Source organism: Burkholderia stagnalis (assembly GCF_039848545.1).
GTDB lineage: Bacteria > Pseudomonadota > Gammaproteobacteria > Burkholderiales > Burkholderiaceae > Burkholderia > Burkholderia stagnalis.
On the sequence record NZ_CP156686.1, the window covers coordinates 270,869 to 294,376 of the forward strand.

At 67.2% G+C, this 23,508-nt stretch carries 19 protein-coding genes; 17 read left to right on the forward strand and 2 right to left on the reverse strand.

Annotated elements, in window-relative coordinates:
- The first annotated feature begins 187 nt into the window (after window positions 1-187).
- From ABFO07_RS18030 to ABFO07_RS18080, 11 genes are all read left to right on the forward strand, one after another.
- Window positions 188-1,462, forward strand: a complete 1,275-nt coding sequence (locus ABFO07_RS18030) for a serine hydroxymethyltransferase (RefSeq protein ID WP_059562259.1) — start codon at window positions 188-190, stop codon at window positions 1,460-1,462.
- Between the two features lie 33 nt (window positions 1,463-1,495).
- Window positions 1,496-2,467 carry a dipeptidase gene (locus tag ABFO07_RS18035; RefSeq protein WP_059562261.1) on the forward strand — a complete coding sequence of 324 codons (972 nt, stop codon included), beginning with the start codon at window positions 1,496-1,498 and terminating at the stop codon, window positions 2,465-2,467.
- A gap of 141 nt (window positions 2,468-2,608) precedes the next feature.
- Window positions 2,609-3,142 carry a DUF5943 domain-containing protein gene (locus ABFO07_RS18040; RefSeq protein WP_059562263.1) on the forward strand — a complete coding sequence of 178 codons (534 nt, stop codon included), beginning with the start codon at window positions 2,609-2,611 and terminating at the stop codon, window positions 3,140-3,142.
- Window positions 3,143-3,202: 60 nt separating this feature from the next.
- On the forward strand, window positions 3,203-5,266 hold the full coding sequence (locus tag ABFO07_RS18045) for an NADH:flavin oxidoreductase (protein ID WP_059801757.1): 2,064 nt from the start codon (window positions 3,203-3,205) through the stop codon (window positions 5,264-5,266).
- Between the two features lie 4 nt (window positions 5,267-5,270).
- On the forward strand, window positions 5,271-7,196 hold the full coding sequence (locus ABFO07_RS18050; protein ID WP_060028130.1) for a (Fe-S)-binding protein: 1,926 nt from the start codon (window positions 5,271-5,273) through the stop codon (window positions 7,194-7,196).
- Between the two features lie 8 nt (window positions 7,197-7,204).
- The gene (locus ABFO07_RS18055; protein WP_124490897.1) at window positions 7,205-8,374 is read left to right on the forward strand and encodes an electron transfer flavoprotein subunit alpha/FixB family protein; all 1,170 of its coding nucleotides are present in this window, start codon (window positions 7,205-7,207) and stop codon (window positions 8,372-8,374) included.
- Window positions 8,371-9,156, forward strand: a complete 786-nt coding sequence (locus ABFO07_RS18060; RefSeq protein WP_059907518.1) for a drug:proton antiporter — start codon at window positions 8,371-8,373, stop codon at window positions 9,154-9,156. The genes ABFO07_RS18055 and ABFO07_RS18060 overlap by 4 nt, the downstream gene beginning before the upstream one ends.
- Before the next feature lie 53 nt (window positions 9,157-9,209).
- Window positions 9,210-10,451, forward strand: a complete 1,242-nt coding sequence (locus ABFO07_RS18065) for an aromatic ring-hydroxylating oxygenase subunit alpha (protein WP_059562276.1) — start codon at window positions 9,210-9,212, stop codon at window positions 10,449-10,451.
- A gap of 113 nt (window positions 10,452-10,564) precedes the next feature.
- A complete protein-coding gene (locus ABFO07_RS18070) occupies window positions 10,565-11,716 on the forward strand; it encodes a hybrid-cluster NAD(P)-dependent oxidoreductase (protein WP_059801751.1) in 1,152 nt (383 codons plus the stop codon).
- 120 nt (window positions 11,717-11,836) lie between these two features.
- Entirely contained in the window at window positions 11,837-12,700 is an 864-nt protein-coding gene (locus ABFO07_RS18075; protein WP_059801749.1) for a glycine betaine ABC transporter substrate-binding protein, read from the forward strand.
- 167 nt (window positions 12,701-12,867) lie between these two features.
- Complete coding sequence (locus ABFO07_RS18080) at window positions 12,868-14,523, forward strand: APC family permease (RefSeq protein WP_059801747.1); 1,656 nt, start codon at window positions 12,868-12,870, stop codon at window positions 14,521-14,523.
- 113 nt (window positions 14,524-14,636) lie between these two features.
- On the opposite strand, the gene ABFO07_RS18085 is transcribed toward ABFO07_RS18080, so the two are convergent.
- Window positions 14,637-15,710 carry a LacI family DNA-binding transcriptional regulator gene (locus ABFO07_RS18085; protein ID WP_059921662.1) on the reverse strand — a complete coding sequence of 358 codons (1,074 nt, stop codon included), beginning with the start codon at window positions 15,708-15,710 and terminating at the stop codon, window positions 14,637-14,639.
- A gap of 209 nt (window positions 15,711-15,919) precedes the next feature.
- Here ABFO07_RS18085 and ABFO07_RS18090 point away from each other — a divergent pair, with 209 nt between their 5' ends.
- From ABFO07_RS18090 to ABFO07_RS18115, 6 genes are read left to right on the forward strand one after another with little or no spacing between them, the layout of a single operon-like run.
- The gene (locus tag ABFO07_RS18090) at window positions 15,920-16,912 is read left to right on the forward strand and encodes a substrate-binding domain-containing protein (RefSeq protein ID WP_430733070.1); all 993 of its coding nucleotides are present in this window, start codon (window positions 15,920-15,922) and stop codon (window positions 16,910-16,912) included.
- A gap of 54 nt (window positions 16,913-16,966) precedes the next feature.
- Window positions 16,967-18,469 carry a sugar ABC transporter ATP-binding protein gene (locus tag ABFO07_RS18095; RefSeq protein ID WP_060351817.1) on the forward strand — a complete coding sequence of 501 codons (1,503 nt, stop codon included), beginning with the start codon at window positions 16,967-16,969 and terminating at the stop codon, window positions 18,467-18,469.
- 1 nt (window position 18,470) lies between these two features.
- The gene (locus ABFO07_RS18100; protein WP_060351834.1) at window positions 18,471-19,475 is read left to right on the forward strand and encodes an ABC transporter permease; all 1,005 of its coding nucleotides are present in this window, start codon (window positions 18,471-18,473) and stop codon (window positions 19,473-19,475) included.
- Complete coding sequence (locus tag ABFO07_RS18105) at window positions 19,472-20,530, forward strand: ABC transporter permease (protein ID WP_059801740.1); 1,059 nt, start codon at window positions 19,472-19,474, stop codon at window positions 20,528-20,530. The genes ABFO07_RS18100 and ABFO07_RS18105 overlap by 4 nt, the downstream gene beginning before the upstream one ends.
- Window positions 20,527-21,420, forward strand: coding sequence for a sugar phosphate isomerase/epimerase family protein (locus tag ABFO07_RS18110; RefSeq protein ID WP_060148672.1), 894 nt, complete (start codon window positions 20,527-20,529; stop codon window positions 21,418-21,420). Before ABFO07_RS18105 ends, ABFO07_RS18110 begins: the two co-directional genes overlap by 4 nt.
- Window positions 21,417-22,073, forward strand: a complete 657-nt coding sequence (locus tag ABFO07_RS18115) for a nucleoside/nucleotide kinase family protein (protein ID WP_347469373.1) — start codon at window positions 21,417-21,419, stop codon at window positions 22,071-22,073. Before ABFO07_RS18110 ends, ABFO07_RS18115 begins: the two co-directional genes overlap by 4 nt.
- 82 nt (window positions 22,074-22,155) lie before the next feature.
- Here the strand turns inward: ABFO07_RS18115 and ABFO07_RS18120 are convergent, their stop codons facing one another.
- On the reverse strand, window positions 22,156-23,484 hold the full coding sequence (locus ABFO07_RS18120; RefSeq protein ID WP_059884637.1) for a short-chain fatty acid transporter: 1,329 nt from the start codon (window positions 23,482-23,484) through the stop codon (window positions 22,156-22,158).
- Between the last annotated feature and the right edge of the window lie 24 nt (window positions 23,485-23,508).

Genomic DNA, 23,508 nt, shown 5'->3' on the forward strand with positions numbered 1-23,508 from the left:
TCACTTGTATAAAACGGACGCGAATGGCGGAAAAGGCAAAGAACGCGTCTAAATTCATCAATCGACCGAAAATCCGAACGACAAGAATAGAGCCGTCGGCAGCCATGCCATGGACATGCTGGAAACCCAGGCGCGGCGGGCCTTACGCGTTGATCGCAGCCCCACAATTCTTCGTCACGGATGCTCTATGTCGAACACCCAGTCTTTCTTCTCGCAGCCCCTCGCCGAGCGCGACGCGCCGGTCCGCAGCGCCATCCTGAAGGAACTCGAGCGACAGCAGTCGCAGGTCGAGCTGATCGCGTCGGAAAACATCGTGTCGCGCGCCGTGCTCGAGGCGCAGGGCTCGGTGCTGACCAACAAGTACGCGGAAGGGTATCCGGGCAAGCGCTACTACGGCGGCTGCGAATTCGCCGATGAAGTCGAGGCGCTCGCGATCGAGCGCGTGAAGCAGATCTTCAACGCCGGCTATGCGAACGTGCAGCCGCACTCGGGTGCGCAGGCGAACGGCTCGGTGATGCTCGCGCTGGCCAAGCCGGGCGACACGGTGCTCGGCATGTCGCTCGACGCGGGCGGCCACCTGACGCACGGCGCGAAGCCCGCGCTGTCGGGCAAGTGGTTCAACGCGGTGCAGTACGGCGTGAACCGCGACACGATGCGGATCGACTACGACCAGGTCGAGGCGCTCGCCCACGAACACAAGCCGAACCTGATCATCGCCGGCTTCTCCGCCTATCCGCGCGCGCTCGATTTCGCGCGCTTCCGCGCGATCGCCGACAGCGTCGGCGCGAAGCTGATGGTCGACATGGCGCACATCGCCGGCGTGATCGCCGCGGGCCGCCACGCGAACCCGGTCGAGCACGCGCACGTCGTCACGTCGACCACGCACAAGACGCTGCGCGGCCCGCGCGGCGGCTTCGTGCTGACCAACGACGAGGAGATCGCGAAGAAGATCAACTCGGCCGTGTTCCCCGGCCTGCAGGGCGGCCCGCTGATGCACGTGATCGCCGGCAAGGCGGTGGCGTTCGGCGAAGTGCTGCATGCGGACTTCAAGACCTACATCGACAACGTGCTCGCGAACGCGCAGGCGCTCGGCGAAGTGCTGAAGGCGGGCGGCGTCGACCTCGTCACGGGCGGCACCGACAACCACCTGCTGCTCGTCGACCTGCGCCCGAAGGGCCTGAAGGGCGCGCCGGTCGAGCAGGCGCTGGAGCGCGCGGGCATCACCTGCAACAAGAACGGCATCCCGTTCGACACCGAGAAGCCCACCGTCACGTCGGGCATCCGCCTCGGCACGCCGGCCGGCACGACGCGCGGCTTCGGCGTGGCCGAATTCCGCGAGATCGGCCGCCTGATCCTCGAGGTGTTCGACGCGCTGCGCGCGAACCCGGAAGGCGACCACGCGACCGAACAGCGCGTGCGCCGCGAGATCTTCGCGCTCTGCGAGCGCTTCCCGATTTACTGATCGACACCGACACGACTGGAGCAAGAGGCAGATATGAGCACGCTGCATCAGGACAGCATCATCATCGACGGGCTGAACATCTCGAAGTTCGAGAAGCCGGTGTTCGAAGACATGCGCAAGGGCGGCATCACGGCCGCGAACTGCACGGTGTCGGTATGGGAAAACTTCACGAAGACCGTCGACAACATCGGCGTGATGAAGAAGAAGATCCGCGACAACGGCGAGCTGCTGACGCTGGTGCGCACGACGGACGACATCTTCCGCGCGAAGAAGGAAGGCAAGACGGGGATCATCCTCGGCTTCCAGAACGCGCATGCGTTCGAGGACAACCTCGGCTACATCGAGGCGTTCGCCGACATGGGCGTGCGCGTCGTGCAGCTCTGCTACAACACGCAGAACCTGGTCGGCACCGGCTGCTACGAGCGTGACGGCGGGCTGTCGGATTTCGGCCGCGAAGTGATCACCGAGATGAACCGCGTCGGCATCATGGTCGACCTGTCGCATGTGGGCGGCAACACGTCGTCGGAAGCGATCGCGTTCTCGAAGAAGCCGGTGTGCTATTCGCACTGCCTGCCGTCGGGCCTGAAGGAGCATCCGCGCAACAAGAGCGACGCGCAGCTGAAGGAGATCGCCGATGCGGGCGGCTTCGTCGGCGTGACGATGTTCGCGCCGTTCCTGAAGCGCGGGATCGAAGCGACGATCGACGACTACATCGAGGCGATCGACTACGTCGTGAACCTGATCGGCGAGGACGCGGTCGGCATCGGCACGGATTTCACGCAGGATTTCGCGAAGGAATTCTTCGACATGCTGACGCACGACAAGGGCCGCTATCGCCAGCTGACCAACTTCGGCAAGGTGATCAACCCGGACGGCATCCGCACGATCGGCGAATTCCCGAACCTGACCGCGGCGATGGAACGCCACGGCTGGAAGGAGTCGCGCATCCGCAAGATCATGGGCGAGAACTGGGTGCGCGTGTTCAAGGACGTGTGGGGCGCGTAAGCGCCGCAGCGAACCGAACCGCCGCCCGCGATTCAACATTAGAAAAATCGGGACGTGCCCGCGCAAGCCGCGCGGGCACGCGGACGATGTCGCGCCTGCGCACTGAGCCGCGCGGCCTTTTTTCCTCACGGAGTCACCACGATGCAACCGCAACTGCCGATCAACGTCGATCCCGATACCGGCGTCTGGACCACCGACGCGCTGCCGATGCTGTACGTGCCGCGCCACTTCTTCACGAACAACCATGTCGCCGTCGAGGAAGCGCTCGGTGTCGAAGCCTACGCCGAGATTCTCTACAAGGCCGGCTACAAGTCCGCGTACCACTGGTGCGACAAGGAAGCGAAGCTGCACGGCCTGACCGGCATGGCCGTGTTCGAGCACTACCTGAAGCGCCTGTCGCAGCGCGGCTGGGGCCTGTTCTCGATCATCGAGGCCGACCCGGCGAGCGCGCGCGCGAAGATCGAGCTGCGCCACTCGTCGTTCGTGCTCCAGCAGCCCGGCAAGGAAGGCAAGCTCTGCTACATGTTCGCGGGCTGGTTCGCCGGCGCGATGGACTGGGTGAACGACACGACGCCGGAAGGCAAGGGCGCACCGCGCGCGTACTCGAAGGAAGTGCAGTGTGCGGCGGAGCACCACGACCACTGCGTCTTCGAAGTGTCGCCGCTCACGCACTGATGCACTGACACAAAACAACACCCGCAACACGAGACACACGAACGCCAGAGGTCGCCTGCGATGCGTTATCCCCACCTGTTCAAACCCATGCAGCTGAACCAGCTGACGCTGCGCAACCGGATCGTCAGCACCGCGCACGCCGAGGTGTATGCCGAGCCGGGCGGCCTGCCGGGCGACCGCTACATCCGCTACTACGAAGAGAAGGCGAAGGGTGGCGTCGGCCTCGCGATCTGCGGCGGGTCGAGCCCCGTGTCGATCGACAGCCCGCAGGGCTGGTGGAAATCGGTGAACCTGTCGAACGACAGGATCATCGACCCGCTCACGCGCCTGGCCGACACGATGCACAAGCACGGCGCGAAGATCATGATCCAGGCGACGCACATGGGCCGCCGCTCGTCGTTCCATGGCGAGCACTGGCCGCACCTGATGTCGCCGTCGGGCGTGCGCGAGCCGGTGCACCGCGGCAACGCGAAGATCATCGAGATCGAGGAAATCCGCCGCATCATCGGCGATTTCGCGGCGGCCGCGAAGCGCGTGAAGGCTGCCGGCATGGACGGCATCGAGATCTCGGCGGCGCACCAGCACCTGATCGACCAGTTCTGGAGCAAGCGCTCGAACCATCGCACCGACGAATGGGGCGGCAGCCTCGAGAACCGCCTGCGCTTCGGCATCGAGGTGCTGACGGCGGTGCGCGAGGCGGTCGGCAAGGATTTCTGCGTCGGCCTGCGCATGTGCGGCGACGAATTCCACGAGGACGGCCTCGATCACGAAGCGCTGAAGGAAATCGCGCAGGCGATGTCGGAGACGGGCCTGATCGACTACCTGAGCGTGGTCGGTTCCGGCGGGGATACGCACAACACGATCGCCAACTGCATGCCGCCGATGGCGCTGCCGCCAGAGCCGTTCGTGCACCTCGCGGCCGGCATCAAGTCGGTCGTGAAGATTCCGGTGATGCACGCGCAGAGCATCCGCGATGCGGGCCAGGCCGAGCGCCTGCTCGCCACCGGCATGATCGACCTGGTCGGCATGACGCGCGCGCAGATCGCCGATCCGCACATGGTGATCAAGATCCGCGACGGCCGCGAGGACGAAATCAAGCAGTGCGTCGGCGCGAACTACTGCATCGACCGCCAGTACAACGGCCTCGACGTGCTCTGCATCCAGAACGCAGCCACCTCGCGCGAAGCGACGATGCCGCACATCATCGAGAAGTCGCGCGGCCCGAAGCGCAAGGTGGTGGTGGTGGGCGCCGGCCCGGCGGGCCTCGAGGCGGCGCGCGTCGCGAAGCTGCGCGGCCACGACGTCGTGCTGTTCGAGAAGAACGCGGAAGTGGGCGGGCAGGTGATGATCGCCGCGAAGGCGCCGCAGCGCGAGCAGATGTCGGGGATCATCCGCTGGTTCGACATGGAAACCAAGCGCCTGGGCGTCGACCGCCGCCTCGGCGTGGCCGCCGACGAGAAGATGATCATGGCCGAGAAGCCGGACATCGTCGTGCTCGCGACGGGCGGCTCGAGCTTCACCTGGCAGGTGCCGGGCTGGGGCGTGGCCGAGGGCCTGGCCGTCAGCTCGTGGGACATCCTGACCGGCAAGGTCGAACCGAAGCAGAACGTGCTGCTGTTCGACGGCGTGAGCACTCATGCGGGCGCGGGCGTGGCCGACTTCATGGCGAGCCGCGGCTCGAAGGTCGAGGTCGTCACGCCCGACGTGAAGGTGGCCGACGATTGCGGCGGCACGACCTTCCCGATCTTCTATCGCCGCCTGTATGCGTTCGGCGTGATCCCCACGCCGAACACGATGCTCGATCGCGTCTATGAAGAAGACGGCAAGAAGATCGCCGTGCTGCGCAACGAGTACACGGAGGAACTGGAGGAGCGCGCCGTCGACCAGGTGGTGATCGAGAACGGTTCGTCGCCGAACGACGAGCTGTACTGGAAGCTGAAGCCGGAATCGCTGAACCGCGGCCAGATCGATCCGCACACGCTGTTCGCGGCCGAGCCGCAGCCGTGCCTGTCGGAAGAACTCGGCAACGGCCGCTTCCTGCTGTTCCGTGTCGGCGACTGCATCTCGATGCACAACGTCCACGGCGCGATCTACGACTCGCTGCGTCTCGTGAAGGATTTCTGACGCCATGAATCCGTCCTTCCTCATTACCGCATTGCTGTGGCTGTCGGTGGCCGGGCTCGCGTTCGCGGTCGCGAAGCGCGCGTCGTACTGGCGTCTCGGCCGCGCCACCGCGCCCGGCGCGTTCGGCGTCGCGAACTTGTTCGCGATCCCGAAGCGCTATTTCGTCGACCTGCACCACGTGGTCGCGCGCGACCCGTACATCGCGAAGACGCACGTCGCCACCGCCGGCGGCGCGATCGCCGCGCTGGCGCTGGTGTTCGTCAACTACGGCCTCGCGATCTACTCGCCGTGGCTCGACAAGCTGATCTTCCTTGCGGCGCTCGCGATGCTGGTCGGCGCGGTGTTCGTGTGGCGCCGCCGCCATGCGCGCAACGTGCCGGCGCGGCTGTCGAAAGGCCCGTGGAATACGCTGCCCTGGCTGCTCGGCGCGTTCGCGCTCGGCCTCACGCTGTACACGCTGGTGCCGGCCGGCGCGATGTCCGGCGCGTTCGCGGTGCTCTGCGCGGTGCTGATCGGCGTCGGCGCGTTCGCGATGACGTTCGGTGCCGCGAAGGGCGGCCCGATGAAGCACGCGATCGCGGGCCTGCTGCATCTCGCGTTCCATCCGCGCCAGGAGCGTTTCGCGGCGACCCGCGAATCGTTCACCGGCAACGGCACCGCCACGCCGCCGACCGCGCTGAAGCTGCCCGACATCGAGCAGCAGGAATACGGCGTCGCGAAGCCCGTGGAATTCCGCTGGAACCAGCTGCTGAGCTTCGACGCGTGCGTGCAGTGCGGCAAGTGCGAAGCCGCGTGCCCGGCGTTCGCATCCGGCCAGCCGCTGAACCCGAAGAAGCTGATCCAGGATCTCGTGGTCGGCATGGCGGGCGGCAGCGACGCGGCCTACGCAGGCAGCCCGACGCCGGGCATCGCGGTCGGCCAGCATCGCGGCGAGCCGAACGGCCCGATCGTGTCGGGCCTGATCGAAGCGCAGACGCTGTGGTCGTGCACGACCTGCCGCGCGTGCGTGCAGGAGTGCCCGATGCTGATCGAGCACGTCGATGCGATCGTCGACATGCGCCGCAACCAGACGCTCGTGCACGGCACGGTGCCCGGCAAGGGCGCGGAAGTGCTCGCGAACCTGCGCGAGACGGGCACGATGGGCGGCTACGACACGGCCGCGCGCTACGACTGGTCGGTGGACCTGAACGCGCCGGTCGCACAGCCGGGCAAGCCGGTCGACGTGCTGTTCGTCGCGGGCGAAGGCGCGTTCGACATGCGCTACCAGCGCACGCTGCGCGCGTTCGTGAAGGTGCTGAACAAGGCAGGCGTCGACTATGCGGTGCTCGGCGGCGACGAGACGGATACGGGCGACGTCGCGCGCCGTCTCGGCGACGAGGCGACGTTCCGGGAGCTCGCGAAGCGCCTGATCGGCACGCTGTCCACGCTGTCGTACAAGCAGATCGTGACCGCCGATCCGCACGTGATGCACAGCCTGCGCAACGAATACCGCGCGCTCGGCCTGCGCGTGACGGTCAAGCATCACACGACGTATCTCGCCGAACTCGCCGAGCGCGGCAAGATCGCGCCGAAGGCCGTCGAAGCGCTGCGCGAGAAGCGCACCACGTATCACGACCCGTGCTACCTCGGCCGCTACAACGGCGAGACGGAATCGCCGCGCAAGCTGCTGAAGGCGATCGGCATCCAGGTGGTCGAGATGGAACGCAACGGGATGCGCGGCCGCTGCTGCGGCGGCGGAGGCGGCGCGCCGCTGACCGACATCCCCGGCAAGCAGCGCATTCCCGACATCCGCATCGCCGACGCGCGCGCGATCGGCGCGGACGTGGTCGCGGTCGGCTGCCCGAACTGCACGGCAATGCTCGAAGGCGTCGTGGGCCCGCGCCCCGACGTGCTCGACGTGGCCGAACTCGTCGCTGCGTCGCTGGAGTGAGTGAATCGATGAATACGATCAAACGAATCGATCCGCGCCGGCCGTTCATCATCACGGCGGCGGGCCTGAAGCGCATCACGCTGGGCGAGGAAGGTAGCGCCGACGCGAGCGCCGCGCACTGGTCCGCGCACGGCCACGCGGCAGCCGCCGCGAAGCCGCGCCGCGCGGTGCAGGAGCCGAAGCACGTGCTGCTGGTGGTGGCGCACAGCGAACGCGGCGCGCTCGACGATCATGCGCGCCAGGCGGTGGCCGCCGCCGCGCTGCTCGCCGACGCTCAGACGGAAGTCGCGCTGCTGGCGTTCGGCGAACTGAAGGACGACGTGGCCGAACTCGGCGTCGACAAGCTGGTGGAACTCGCCGGCTTCGATCGCCGCACGTTCGCGCCCGAAAGCGAATTGCAGGCCTTGCAGGCATGTGTCGCCGCGCTTGCGCCGAAGCACGTGTTCGTGCCCGACAACGCGACGGGCGACGGCGATCTCGGCCGGCGCTACGCGGCGGCGGCCGGGGCGAGCGTCGCGACGAACGTCGTCGAGATCGACGCCAAACACGTCGGCGCCTATGCACAGGCGCGGCGCGCATTCGCGGCCCGCGCGCTGCCGGACGTGATCCTGCTCGCGCCGAACGCGGTGGACGCGAAGCTGCCGTTCGTCGGCGCGGGCGAGCGCCTGGCCGGCGATTTCATCCGCCCGGCGTCCGGCGCGGGCGCGTCGTGTCGCGATCTCGGCCTCGAGGAACTCGACGCCGCGCGGGTCGCGCTCGAGGAAGCCGATTTCATCGTGTCGGCCGGCAACGGCGTGACCGACATCGGCGCGTTCGAGCAGCTCGCCGGCGCGTTCGGCGCGGCGATCGGCGCGAGCCGCGTGGCGGTCGACAACGGCCATTTCACGCGCGACAAGCAGGTCGGCGCGACCGGCAAGACGGTCGAGGCGAGCGTCTACATCGCGTTCGGCATCTCGGGCGCGGTGCAGCACCTGCAGGGCATCAAGGACTGTCGCCACGTGATCGCGGTGAACCTCGACGGCAGCGCGCCGATCGCGAAGCGCGCGAACCTGACCGTGGTGGGCGACGCGCAGGCGACGATCGCCGCGCTGATCGAGCAGGTGCAGGCCGCGCGCGCGGCGCGCGGGCAATCGCCGGCAGCCGTCGGCAACCACGTACCGGAAGGAGTCGCCGCATGAATGCCCCCCGACTGTTGAAACGCATCGCGGTGCTGGTGTCGGTCGGCCGGCATCCGGTCAGCGGCGTGCCGCGCTACAGCCGCAACGACGCGGCCGCGCTCGAGATCGGCCGCGCGCTGGCCGAGCGCCATCACTCGCAGCTCGACGTGATCCACGCGGGCGACCCGCTGACCCCGGCGCTCGCCGAATACCTGGCGCTCGGCGCACGCGAGGTCGAGGTGCTGACCTGCCGCGACGGCGACGATGCCGCGCGCGCGCTCGCCGCGCGCGTCGAAGGCTACGACCTCGTGCTGACCGGCACGCGCGCCGAGGGCGCGTACGACACCGGAATGCTGCCGTATCAGGTCGCCGCGGCGCTCGGCTATCCGCTGGTCGGCTCGGCCGTCGACGTGACGATCGACGCGGGCCGCGCGTCCGTCCGGCAATTTTTGCCGAAAGGGCTGCGCCGGCGTGTCGATGCGGCGCTGCCGGCGGTGGTCGCCGTGCATCCGCTCGCCAATGCGCAGCCGCGCTATGCGTATGCGCGGCTGAAGGCCGGCACGGTGCGTCCGGTGCGCGTGTCGCCCGGCCGGGACACCGAAGCGGGCGCCTGGACGGTCGGCGCGATCGAGCGCAAACCGGTCAAGCTGGCCGCCGCCGAAAAGCGCTCCGGGCATGCCCGGATGCTGTCGGCGACGACCACCGAAAGCCGGGGCGGGAACGTCGTAAATGAAGGGAGTTCGGTCGAAAAAGCACAAGTGATCCTCGCGTATTTGCGCGAGCATCAGCTCATCGACTACTGATTTTTGATGCCTGTCGGCAACCACACTGGGATGCAAGGAATCCGGAGCAAACGATGAAAGTATCGGCAGACATTCGTGCAATGATCGAGCGGCGGAAGGAAGGTTACAGCCTGGAAGCGCCGTTCTACACGAGCGAGGACATTTTCGCGCTCGACATGGAGGCGATTTTCCGACAGCACTGGATCCAGGTGGCGGTCGAGCCCGACGTGCCCGAGCCGGGCGACTACCTGACGGTGCAACTGGGGAACGACTCGATCCTGATCGTGCGCGACGACGACATGGAGATCCGTGCGTTCCACAACGTGTGCCGCCACCGCGGCGCGCGGCTGTGCAACGAGGACAAAGGCTCGGTCGGCAACATCGTGTGCCCGTACCACAGCTGGACCTACAACCTGACGGGCCAGCTGATGTTCGCCGAGCACATGGGCGAGCAGTTCGACCGCTGCAAGCACAGCCTGAAATCGGTGCACGTGCAGAACCTCGCGGGCCTGATCTTCATCTGCCTCGCGGACGAGCCGCCGGCCGACTTCGCGCAGCTGCGCGCGGCGATGGAGCCGTACCTGCTGCCGCACGACCTGCCGAACACGAAGATCGCCGCGCAGATCGACATCATCGAGGAAGGCAACTGGAAGCTGACGATGGAGAACAATCGCGAGTGCTACCACTGCGTCGCGAACCATCCTGAGCTGACGATCTCGCTGTACGAATACGGTTTCGGCTACCAACGCTCAGAGGCCAACGCCGAGGGCATGGACGCGTTCGCGGAAACCTGCGTGCGGCGCGGCAAGGAATGGGCCGAGATGGGCCTGCCGTCGGTCGAGATCGAGAAGCTGGCCGACGTGACGGGCTTCCGCACGCAGCGCCTGCCGCTCGACCGCAGCGGCGAATCGCAGACGCTCGACGCGAAGGTCGCGTCGAAGAAGCTGCTCGGCGAATTCCGCCAGGCGGACCTCGGCGGCCTGTCCTTCTGGACCCAGCCGAACTCGTGGCATCACTTCATGAGCGACCACATCGTGACGTTCTCGGTGATCCCGCTGTCGGCCGGCAAGACGCTCGTGCGCACCAAGTGGCTCGTGCACAAGGATGCGAAGGAAGGCATCGACTACGACGTGAAGAACCTCACGGCCGTGTGGAACGCGACCAACGACCAGGACCGCGCGCTCGTCGAGTTCTCGCAGCGCGGCGCGAACAGCAGCGCGTACGAGCCGGGCCCGTACTCGCCGTACACGGAAGGTCTCGTCGAAAAGTTCTCGGCCTGGTACATCGGCCGGCTCGCCGAGCACACCGGCGAATAGCACATAGCAGGCGAACAAGCGGAGTCACTGATGAAACAACCCCCACGCTCACTGCGTTCACTGCCCCCCGAGGGGGCGGTCAGCCTCCTTGGGGCGGCCCGGCGGAGGCTGACATGATGCGAGATGCGGCGAATTTCGAGCCGGCCGACAGCCGGGTGACGCGCCCGGCGTTCTGGAACGCGCTCCCCGAGCGCTGGACGAGCGACGTCGAGGAAACGCTGGTGTGCTGCCACGTGCGGCAGGAAACGCACGACGTGAAGAGCTTCTTCTTCCGTTCGCCGCAGGGCCGTGCGTTCTCGTTCGAGCCGGGGCAGTTCATCACGCTCGAGCTCGACATCGACGGCGAGACGATCAACCGCTGCTACACGATTTCGTCGTCGCCCGCGCGGCCGCACACGATCTCGATCACGGTCAAGCGCGTGCCGGGCGGCAAGGTGTCGAACTGGCTGCACGACAACCTGCAGCCGGGCGCGCCGATCCGCGTGCTCGGCCCGGCCGGCGAGTTCACCTGCGCGCGGCATCCGGCGCGCAAGTACCTGTTTCTTTCCGCGGGCTCGGGCGTCACGCCGCTGATGTCGATGAGCCGCGCGCATCACGATCTCGCCGAGGATCGCGACATCGTGTTCGTGCACAGCGCACGCACGCCGGACGACATCATCTTCGCGCGCGAACTCGACCTGATCGCGTCGAACCACACGAACTTCCGTGCGTCGTTCGTCGTCGAGCGCGTCGGCGCGCGCACCAACTGGCCGGGCGTCACGGGCTTCCTGACGCTGCCGCTGCTGAAGCTGATCGCGCCGGATTTCATGGAGCGCGAGATCTTCACGTGCGGCCCGGCGCCCTACATGAAGGCCGTGCGCGACCTGCTCGACGAAGCCGGGTTCGACCGCAAGCAGTATCACGAGGAGAGCTTCTCGTTCGAGACGCTTGCCGAGACGGCGAGCGCCGAGCTGGCCGCCGATCTTGCACCCGCCACGAACGGCGACGGCGGCGCGGCGACGACGCAGTTCACCGTCAGCTTCGCGAAGAGCAACCGCGAGATCGCGTGCGGCTCCGAGCAGCACGTGCTGGACGCGGCACGCCAGTCGGGCGTGCGGTTGCCCGCGTCGTGCACGCAGGGCATGTGCGGCACCTGCAAGGTGAAGCTCGTGTCCGGGCAGGTCGAGATGAAGCACAACGGCGGGATTCGCCAGCGCGAGATCGACCAGGGGATGGTGCTGCTCTGCTGCAGCAAGCCGCTCTCGGATCTCGTGATCGACAAGTAAGTAGCCGCCGACGTCGCGGCTGGGCAAGCGCGCGTCGGAAAACAACGATACCGCGGAATTGTGGTTGAAGAACCTAGAGAGGCATGGGGGCATTCGCGCCCGATTCAAAGGAGATCGACCATGAAGTTGTTCGGAAAACTGCTGTGGACCGGCGCGCTGTCGGCAATGGTGGCGTTGAGCGCATCGGCGCTCGCCGACACGAAGCCCACGCTGAAGATCGGTTATGTCGAAGGCTGGGACGACAGCGTCGCGACGTCGAACGTCGCCGCGCGCATCATCGAGAAGAAGCTCGGCTACCAGGTGCAGCTCGTGCCGGTCGCGGCCGGCGTGATGTGGCAGGGCGTCGCGCGCGGCGACCTCGACGCGACGTTGTCCGCATGGCTGCCGGTCACGCACGGCTCGTACTGGGATCAGTACAAGACCAAGGTGGTCGATCTCGGCGCGAACTTCAACGACGCAAAGATCGGCCTGATCGTGCCGGCCTACGTGAAGGCGAAGAGCATCGACGACCTGAACGCCGAGAAGGCCGACTTCGGCGGCCGCATCGTCGGGATCGACGCCGGTGCCGGCGTGATGCGCAAGACCGACGAGGCAATCAAGAACTACGGCCTCGGCTACTCGCTGATGCCGAGCTCGGGCAGCGCGATGACGGCGGAACTGGCGCGTTCGGTCAATGCGAGCAAGCCGGTGATCGTCACGGGCTGGGCGCCGCACTGGATGTTCGCGAAGTGGAAGCTGCGCTTCCTCGAGGATCCGAAGAAGGTGTTCGGCGGTGCGGAGCACGTCGACAGCGTCGCGAATCCTGGCCTCGAAACGAAGGCGAAGCCGGTGGTCGCATTCCTGAAGAAATTCCAGTGGAAGCCGGGCGAGATCGACAGCGTGATGCTGGCGATCCAGAACGGATCGAAGCCGGACGCCGCCGCCGATGCGTGGATCGCAGCCCATGCGGACCGCGTGAATGCATGGACGGAAGGCGCGCAGTAATTCGTCTCACGAAATCATAAAAACGATATCCGGGAGTGACGAGCAGGATTCCGAATCATTTAAGCGGAACCGGCGTCACATCCCGGAATTATTTTTCCGATTCTGCAAAAACGCGCAAAAGTTGTTACACTGCGCCACTTGTGCGGAGTCATCACAGGAGGATTTGGATGAGTCAGGCAGGACTGCGTGCGAATAGCACCAGTGGTGTTGAGGCAACCATCTCACATGATTCGACAGGCCACACGCTGCATCGTGGCCTGACGTGGAAGGACGCATTCTGGGTAACGAGCGGCGTGCCGGCAGGCGTGCTGTTCACGATCGGCGGCGTATGCGCGACGATCGGCCAGCCTGCGTGGGCGATCTGGATCGCCGCGATCACGATGGGGCTGATCCAAAGCGCGACTTATGCGGAAATTTCCGGGCTGTTTCCCCATAAATCGGGCGGTGCGTCGGTGTACGGCGCGATCGGCTGGGTGCGCTACAGCAAACTGATTGCCCCGGTATCCGTGTGGTGCAACTGGCTCGCGTGGTCGCCGATGCTCGCACTCGGGTGCGGTCTCGCGGCGAGCTATGCGCTGACGAGCCTCTTTCCCGCCGATGCGGCGGTGCTGCACTGGCAGCTCAAGATAGCAGACCTGAGCTTCATCAAGCCGGGCCTGTCCCTGCGGATCAACGCGACGTTCATCATCGCGACGATCCTGCTTCTCATCACGTTCAAGCTGCAGCACAGCGGTGCGTCGAAGGCCGCGCGCACGCAGCGCATTCTCGGCATCGCGTCGCTCACGCCGCTCCTGATCGTCGGCATCGTGCCGTTCGTGACCGGCGACGTGCCGATGTCGAACCTGCTGCCGTTGCTGCCGCTCGGCCATGACGCGCAAGGCAACCTGAGCGCGACCACGTTCGGCTCGTGGAACGGGCAGGGCGTCGTGATGGCGCTCGGCGCGATGTTCATGGCGGGCTGGGCGTCGTACGGTTTCGAAACGGCCGTCTGCTACACGCGCGAATTCCGCGATCCGCGCCGCGACACCGCGAAGGCGATCTTCTGGTCGGGCGCGCTGTGCCTGGTCGTGATGACGCTCGTGCCGATGGCGTTCCAGGGCGCGCTCGGCACGCAGGCGATGCTCGATCCGGCGATCGGCGACGGCACCGGCGTGGCGGCCGCGATGGCGAAGATCGTCGGCGGCGGCGCGTGGGTCGCGAACGCGGTCGTCGTGATGCTGATGCTGTCGATCCTGCTGATCGTGATGACGTCGATGATGGGCTCGTCGCGCACGCTGTACCAGGCGTCGGTGGACGGCTGGCTGCCGAAGTACCTGTCGCACGTGAACGAGCACGGCTCGCCCACGCGCGCGATGTGGACCGATCTCGGCTTCAACCTCGTGCTGCTGATGATGTCGGACTACATGACGGTGCTGTCGATCTCGAACGTCTGCTACATGTTGTTCGTATTCCTGAACCTGCAGTCCGGCTGGATTCACCGGATGGACCGCGGCAACTGGGAGCGGCCGTTCCGCTGCCCGACGTGGCTTCTCGTCGCCGGCTCGCTGTGCGGCTACGCGAACCTCGTGTACGTCGGCGCGGGCGCGAACCTGCAGGGCGAGGGCACGCTGCGCAACGGGCTGATCGCGATGCTGCTGATCGTGCCGGTGTTCCTCTACCGCCACTACTGGCAGGATCGCGGCCGCTTCCCCGAGCAGATGCAGCACGACATGGAGCTCGAGGTGCCGAAGCGCAGCGTGTGGCTCAATCTCGCGCCGTATGCGGCGCTGGTCGGGGCCGCGCTGACGATCTGGCTGTCGTATTACCTTGCGTGGGTGAAGTAAGCGCGCGGCAGGCGTAGCGATTCTCGCGCCGGACCCGGAAACCGCACACGGGCCCGGCGCGACGAATCGGCGAACACCTGCTTGCCGTGCACAACAATGCCACGCCGCATCGTTCAGCTCGCGCCCTCGTCATCCGCCGTCCGCGCATCGTCGCCGAGCGTGCGCATGAAGCGCGTCGGCACCATCACGACCTGATGGCCCGCCGTATCACCCGCAGTGCCCGCGTCGAGCAGCGCGAACGCTTCCGCGATCATCCGCTGTACGTCCTGACGCAGCATCGTCACGTCGAACGGCAGGCGTGCGGCGAACGGGTCCCAGTCGAAGCACCCGACCGCCGCGCGCTGCCAGATGTCCCACGGCAATTCCGACGCGAACTGGACGAGCCCTTCCAGCACGGTCAGCGAGTTGATCAGCATGCCGGCCGGGAGCCGGCCGAGCGTCTCGTAGCGCCGCGCGAGCGCCTGCCGCGCGGCCGTCGGGCCGTAGCCGCAACATTCGATCGCATGCGGCGACGGCTGCTTCAGCCGCCGCGCCTCGAACGCGTCGCGAAATCCGGCGATCCGCATGTCCGTCGCGTATTCGCCGGCGAAGCCGCCGAGCAGGATCAATTCGTCCGGCGCATCGCCGCGCGCGAGCATCTTGTCGAGCAGCACGTCGGTCAGCGCACGCGCGCCGCCGCGGTTGTCCGACACGACCGACGGCGCGCCTTCGCCGGGCAGGTCGAGGTTGATCGACGGCACGCCAGCCTCCGCGCACAGTGCGTTGAGCGGCGTCGGGTTGCGCACGCCGGTGACGAACAGCCATTCGACCCGCTGCGACAGCAGCGTCTGCGTGACGTGCAGCTCGACGGCCGGATCGCGCTGCGTGCCGACGACGATCGGGCACAGGCCGCGGCGCCGCGCTTCGTCTTCGAACGTTTCCGCGAGTCCCGCGAAAAAGCGGTTGCGGTAGTGGGGGATGATCATGCCGGCCAGCCCCGAGCGCGACAGCCGCAGCCCGCGTGCACTCAGGTTGACCTGGTAGCCGAGCGCCTGCGCGCTGTCGAGAATGCGCCGCGCGGTTTCCTCCTTGATCCGGTATCGCTCCCACGTGCCGTTCAGCACCATGCTCACCGCGGACGTCGACGAGCCGGTCGCCTTCGCGATGTCGTAAATCGTGGACTTGCGTCCGGTGTTCGTGCGGGCCATCTGCCTCTGCTCCCCTCGTGTACTGATTTTGTCTGATGCCGACGGTAGTCGATCGGCCACGGATTCCATTATCAGGGTTTTCCTGTGCTTCACGTCGACGCTAAATGGATTCAGCATACGCGAACGTTGCTGCTGAATGGATTCAGCAACGGCCGAAACCGCTGTCATGCCGGGTCCGGCGAAGGCGGTCGCCATCCAATGGAGGAGACATGTCAATCAACTTCGTGCGAACGATGTGCGCGGGCGTGGTCGCGTGCGTGCTGGCAAGCAGCCTGGCGTGGGCGTCGCCCGACAAGCCCGTGATCGGAGTCGTCGTGAAGATCGGCGGGATTCCGTGGTTCAACGCGATGGATGCGGGCATCAAGAAGCGCGCCGAGCAGCTCGGCGTGAAGGCGTTCATGGTCGGGCCGACGAGCGCCGATCCGGCGCTGCAGGTGCGCGCGATCGAGGACCTGATCGCGCAGCACGTCGACGTGATCGGCGTGGTGCCGAACGACGCCGAGGTGCTCGAGCCCGTGCTGCAACGCGCGCGCGCGGCGGGCATCAAGGTCATCACGCACGAATCGCCGAAGCAGAAGAACGCGGACTGGAATTTCGAGCTGGCGTCCGCGCAGGGCTTCGGCGAAGCGTATGCGAAGAAGCTGGCGAGCGCGGTCGGCGGCAAGGGCGAATACGCGGTGTTCGTCGGCTCGCTGACGGTGCCGCTGCACAACGCGTGGGCCGATGCGGCGATCGCGTATCTGAAGGCCAACCATCCGGACATGAAGCTGGTGGGCGACCGCTACGGCGTCGCCGAGGATGTCGACGCGTCGCGCAAGACGGCGCTCGACCTGATGCGCGCGCATCCGAACCTGAAGGCGATCCTCGCGTTCGGCAGCCAGGGCCCGATCGGCGCGGCGCGCGCGGTCGCGGAGCGGCAGGCGAAGGGCAAGCTCGTCGTGCTCGGCCCGTTCTCGCCGGGCCAGGGCCGCCGGCTCGTGCGCGACGGCGTGCTGACGGGCGGCTACATGTGGAACCCCGAACAGGCCGGCGAAGTGTTCGTCACGCTCGGCACGATGGTCGCGAAGGGGCAGCCGATCAAGGACGGCACGGCGATCCCGGGCCTCGGCGTCGTGCATCCGGACGGGCACAACCTGATCGTCAACCAGCTCGTCGATCTCAACGAGAAGACGGTCGACGCACTCGCGAAGCAGGGGCTCTGAGCGGCGCGCGCCCGGCTTCCCTGTTGATCCCGATCGCACCGGAGACGCATCGCCATGATTCCAGCCCCTTCGCCCGCACTGCTCGAGCTCGACAACGTGTCGAAGACGTTCGGCGGCGTGCGCGCGCTGCAGCAGGTGAAGTTCGACGTGATGCCCGGCGAGGTGCTGTGCCTCGCCGGCGAAAACGGCTGTGGCAAGAGCACGCTGATCAAGATCGTCAGCGGCGTCTACCAGCCCGAGCCGGGCGCGGTGCTGCGGTTCGACGGCCGGCCCGTCGCGCAGCTCGATCCGGCCCGTGCGCGCGCGCTCGGCATCCAGGTGATCTGGCAGGACCTCGCGCTGTTCCCGGAAATGACCGTCGCCGAGAACATCGCGTTCGAGCGCAACCTCGGCGCGTGGCCGCGCCTCGTCGACTACGGGAAGATGAACGCGGCGGCGCGCCGGATTCTCGAGCGGCTCGGCGTCGCGCTGGACCTCGGCCGCCCGGTGCGCGCGCTGTCGATCGCGCAGCGGCAGGTGGTCGCGATCGCGCGCGCGCTCGTCGCCGATGCGCGCGTGGTGTTCATGGACGAGCCGACCGCGTCGCTGAGCCACGCGGAGACGGACGCGCTGCTCGCGATCGTGCGCCGGCTGTCGTCGGACGGCATCGCGGTCGTGTTCGTCAGCCATCGGCTGGCCGAGGTGCTCGACGTGTGCAGCCGCGTGACCGTGATGCGCGATGGCCGCCACGTCGGCACGTATCCGACCGAAGGGATGACGCAGACCCGGCTCACCGAATTGATGACGGGCCGCACGTTCGATTACGCGGTGCGCTCGACCGATCTGTCCGCCGCGCCGGACGTGCTGCGCGTCGACCGCCTGTGCCGGCGCGGCGAATACGACGCGGTGTCGCTGCGCGTGAGGCGCGGTGAAATCGTCGGCGTGACGGGGCGGCTGGGCGCCGGGCGCACCGAGCTCGCGCTGTCGCTGTTCGGCATCACGCGCCCGCATGCCGGCGAGATCCGCGTTGACGGGCGACGGCTGTCGATCCGCTCGAATCGCGAGGCGATCCGCGCCGGCATCGCATACGTGTCGGAGGACCGTCTGCAACTCGGCCTCGTGCAGGCGCAGTCGATCGGCGACAACGCGGTGATCGCGGTACTCGACGATCTGCTCGGCGCCACGCGGCTGATTGCGTCGCGCAAGCGCGATGCGCTGATTCGCGACTGGATCGACCGCCTCGCGGTGAAGATCGGCCGGCCCGGCGACGCGGTGTCGACGCTGTCGGGCGGGAACCAGCAGCGCATTGTGCTCGCGAAATGGCTCGCGACGCGCCCGAAGCTGCTGATCCTGGATTCGCCGACGGTCGGCGTCGACGTGGGCGCGCGCGCCGGCATCTTCGCGATCATCCACCGGCTCGCCGAAACGGGGATGGCGATCCTGCTGATTTCCGACGAGATCCCCGAAGTCTATTTCAACGCGGACCGGATCCTGCACATGCGGGCGGGACGCATCGTCGCCGAGTACGTGCCGCGCGGCACGCCCATCGAACAGATCGAGCGAGACGTCCATGCCTGACCTGCGCAAAACCGGCATCGGGACGGTTGAGGCGGTGCTGATCGCCGTTATCGCGATGATGGCCGTCGGCCTCGGACTCTCGACGTCGACGTTCCTGACGCTGTCCAACCTGTTCGACCTGCTGAACCAGAGCGCGGTCAACATCATCTTCGCGGTCGGGTTGCTGATCGTGCTGATCGCGGGCGGCATCGACATTTCGTTCGCGGTCGGCGCATCGGTGGTGCAGTACCTGACCGCGCTGAGCGTGATGCGGCTGGGCGGCGGCAGCTGGGCGCTCGGCTTCGCGCTTTCGGTGGCGTTCGGCGTGCTGCTCGGCGCGCTCAACGCGACGATCATCTACCGGTTCCGCATCGTGTCGATCGTCGCGACGATCGCGACCTTCAACCTCTTTTTCGGCGGGCTGATGTTCGTGACGGGCGGCGTGTCGATCTACGACCTGCCGGACTGGTGGACGGCGCGCGTGTCGCTGCTGCGGATCGCATCGCCGGGCGGCGTCGCCGATCTCGCGCTGCCCGTCGCGGTGATGTTCGCGGCGGTGGTCGCGACGTGGTTCCTGCTGCGGCGCACGACGATCGGCCGCCAGCTCTACGCGATGGGCGACAACCCGGAGGCCGCGCGTCGCGTCGGCATCGATCTCGCCGCGATGCATTACCTCGCGTTCGGCTGGCTCGGGATGATGGCCGGCATCGCCGGGCTGATGCAGGCGCACACGGTGCAGGAGGTCGTGCCCAACGCGCTGGTCGGCCGCGAGCTCGACGTGCTCGCCGCGGTCGTGCTCGGCGGCGCGCGGCTCGGCGGCGGACGCGGCACGGTGCTGGGCACGGTGCTCGGCATCCTGCTGGTGTCGATCACCGCGAACGGGCTGAACCTGCTCGGCATTTCCCCTTACGCGTTCAAGATGATCGTCGGCGCGGTGATCCTCGTCGCCATCACGCTGTCGAGCGACGGGGTTGCGCGGCTCGTCGGCGCGCGCTTCGCATCGTCACGCAACGAGGTGTCCTCATGAACAACGTCACGCCGCCGCGCGTCCGCGCGCCGCTCGTCCAGGCCGACGTCGCCGGCCTGCTCGGCTTCCTGGCCGTCGTCGTCGTCGCGATGAGCGCGGCGTCGGACCGGTTCCTGTCCGGCAGCACCTTCGTGTCGATCGCGTTCCAGTTGCCGGAGCTCGGCCTCTTCACGCTCGCGATGCTGATGCCGCTGATCTCCGGCGGCTTCAATCTCGCGGTGACCTTCACCGCGAACATCGCCGGGCTGGCGATGGCCTGGGTGATCCAGTCGCACGGCGGCGCCGACGCGGGCGCCGGCGTGGTGCTGGCGGGCGTCGCCGCCGCGCTCGCCACGGGCGCGGCGGCCGGCTGGCTGATCGGCGCGATCATCGCGCACACGGGCGCGAGCCCGATCCTGGTGTCGCTGTCGGCGATGATCTTCCTGCGCGGGCTCGGCGAGTTCCTGACGCGCGGCGGCGACCTGTCGGGATTTCCGCCGGTCGTGCGCGCGATGGGCAACGGGCTGTGGCTCGGCATTCCGGTGCCGTTGTGGATCTTCGCGGGCTGCGCGCTGCTCTGGCACGTGGTGATGACGCACTCGCGGCTCGGCTTCGTCACGCGGATGATCGGCTCGAACGTCGAGGCGACGCGCTATTCGGGCATCGCGACGGCGCGCGCGATCACGCGCATCTACATGCTGTCGGGCCTGATGTGCGGCGTGGCCGGCGTCGTGATGCTCGCGCGCTTCAATTCGGTGCGCGTCGGTCACGGCGAGGCGTTCCTGCTGATCTCCGTGCTCGCGTGCTTCCTGGGGCGCGTCGACCCGTTCGGCGGCTTCGGGCGCGTCGCGCCCGTCGTGATTGCGCTCGTGATCCTGCAGGTGATCGCGTCCGGCCTCAATCTGCTCGGCGCCAGCCAGCACCTCGCCACCGCGCTGTGGGGGGCGTTCCTGCTGGCCGTGATGCTCGTGCGCTGGATATGGGCGCGCGGCGTTTTCCAGTCCCTGGTTCGTGCGCGCGCGGCGGGCGCCGCGTTCAGCGGCCCGGGACGCCATCGTCAAAAGGAGGGTGAATGAACAAGCTTGGCGTACACGCACTGGTGTGGGAAGCAGGGTGGAGCCACGACGAATGCGCGCGGGCGATCGCGAACACGGCCGAGACGGGCTTCGATTTCATCGAGGTGGCGGCGCTCGACCCGGAGTCGATCGACGCCGGCTTCACGCGGCGGGAACTGGAGAAGCACGGCATCGGGATCACCTTTTCGCTCGGGCTCGACGCCGAGTCCGACATCGCGAGCGGCGACGCGGCGAAGGCGGCGCGCGGCAAGCGCAAGCTGGAGGCCGCGCTGCGCGTCGCGCGCGATTGCGGCGCGACGCACGTGTGCGGGATCCTGTATTCGGCATTCCGGAAGTATGCGGAGCCGACCACGGCCGCCGGCGTCGCGATGTCCGTGGACATCCTGGGGCAGGTCGCGGAAACGGCCGCCGCGAGCGGGATCACGCTCGGGCTCGAAGTGGTCAACCGGTACGAATCGAACGTGCTGAACACCGCGTCGCAAGGCGTCGAGCTGTGCACGCGGATCGACATGCCGAACGTGAAGGTGCATCTCGACACGTATCACATGAACATCGAGGAATCCGACGTGACGTCGGCGATTCGCGCTACGGGCGACCATCTCGGCTACTTCCACATCGGCGATTCCCATCGCGGCTATCTCGGCTCGGGCAGCATCGATTTCACGGAAGTGTTTCGCGCGCTGGTGTTCAGCGGCTACCAAGGGCCGATCACGTTCGAGAGCTTCTCGTCGCGCGTGGTCGGGCAGCCGCTCGAAGGCATCCTCGCGATCTGGCGCAACCTGTGGGAAGACAGCCGCGACCTCGCGTCCCACGCGCTGATGTACACGCGCGTGCAGCTCAAGTCCGCGCAGGAAGCGCTGAAGCAGGCGGAACGGAGCCGCCTGCCATGAGCGGCGCGACGCGCGTCGAACTGTCCGTCGATCTCGCCGGCCTCGCCGATCATCTGCGCGGCGAGCGGAACGCGGCACGCAGGATCGTCGCGATCGCCGGCCCGCCCGGCGCAGGCAAGAGCACGTTCGCACGACGGCTTTGCGACGAACTCAACCGGGGCGAACCGCAGACGGCGGCCGTGCTTGGCATGGACGGCTTTCATTACGACGACCGGGTGCTGGGCGCGCGCGGCCATCGCGCGCGCAAGGGCGCGCCGCATACGTTCGACGTCGACGGCCTTGCGGCGATGCTCGACAGGCTGCGCGCGGACGACGGCAAGCCTGTCGCGGTGCCCGTCTTCGACCGTTCGCTGGAAATCGCGCGGGCGGGCGCCGAGATCATTGCCGCTTCGGTTCGGCTCGTGCTGGTCGAGGGCAACTACCTGCTGTTCGACGATCCCGCATGGGCCGCGCCGCGGCGCTGCTTCGACGTGACCGTGATGCTCGATGTACCACGCCCGGTGCTCGCCGCGCGTCTCGCTGCGCGGTGGCGCGAACTCGGGATGGACGAGGCCGGCGTGCGCGCGAAGCTCGACGGGAACGATCTCATCAACGTCGATCTGGTGTTGTCGCGGCGCGCACCTGCGGATTTCGTCGTGCGGGATGCGGGGTAGAGGCCGGGTCGAGCATGTTGCTCGGTGCGCCTGAAGATGCTCCGGCAGACGAGGGCGCACCTCGGTTTCGAGAACGCTCGTCTCAGCCCCAGGCGAGGATCGCCACCGAATAGACGATGCCGATCCAGAACATCATGATCACCGTATAGCCCATGATGTCCCTGAGCTTGAGCCTGGAAAGCGCAAGCGCCGGCAGGATCCAGAACGGCTGCACCAGATCGTTCCATGCGTTGCCGAGCATCACGGCGGTGGAGGTGTGGCCGACGGATGCGCCGATTGTCTTCGCCGCTTCGATCATGAACGGCCCCTGGATGACCCAGTGGCCGCCGCCCGAGGGGGCGAAGAAGTTGATGACGAACGAGCTGATCAAGCCCCAGAACGGCAGCGTGGCGGGCGTCGCGACCTTGACGAAGGCCGCGGACAAGGTATCGACGAGCCCCGACGACGCCATGATCGCCATGATGCCGGCATAGAACGGATACTGCAGGATGATGCCGCTGATCGTGCGGATGCCCTCGTTGAGCTTCTCGACATAGCGGATCGGCGTGCCGAGCAGCAGGATGCCGAGGAACAGGATGAAGAAGTTGATGAGGTTCAGGTCGATCGAGCCGCCCCGCACGAAGTGCAACGCGACGTAGCCCATGCCGATTGCGCCGATTGCATAGCTCAGCAGGCGGCTGTTGTTCAGGCGGGCGGCGAGCGTGCCGCTTTCGTCGAGATCGAGCACGGGCAGGGCGGATTTGGGCGCGGCTTCGAGCGCGCGGTCGATCTCCTTCACCGGCTGCCCGGCACCGGGATGCAGCCACGCGTTCAGGATCGGCAGCGTGATGATGGTCACGAGGCTCGTCACGAGCATGGCGGGCGAGAAGATCGTCTCGGACAGCGGTATGACGCCCATCTGCGCTTCGAGCGGATGCCCCTTCGTCGAAATCAGCACGGGGATGCTGGCGGAAAGGCCGAGCCCATAGAGCGTGAAACCGCTGTACGCCGACGCGATGATGAGCGGGTAGTGCACGCCCTTCACGCGCAACGCGAGCTTGCGCGCGACGATGCCGCCCACCACGAGCCCGAAGCCCCAGTTCAGCCAGCTGCCGATGCCGCCCACCAGCGTCGCGGCGACGATGGCCATGCGCGGCGAGTTCACCTGCGAGACGAGGCGATCCAGAAAGCGGTCGGTGAGCGGCGCGGTGGCGAGCACGTAGCCCATCGCGAGAATCACGGCCATCTGCGTCGTGAAGGCGAGCAGCGCCCAGAAGCCCTTGCCCCAGCTCGTGGCGAGCGCGGTCACGGCCTGGCCCTGCACGACCACGGCCAGCGCCATCGTGAGCAACGTGAGGCCGATCGCGAAGACGAACGGATCGGGCAAGTACCGGCGCATCAACTCGGTGAAGAATGCGGTAATTCTTTGCATGGTGTCGTCTCCGTCGAATCGTAA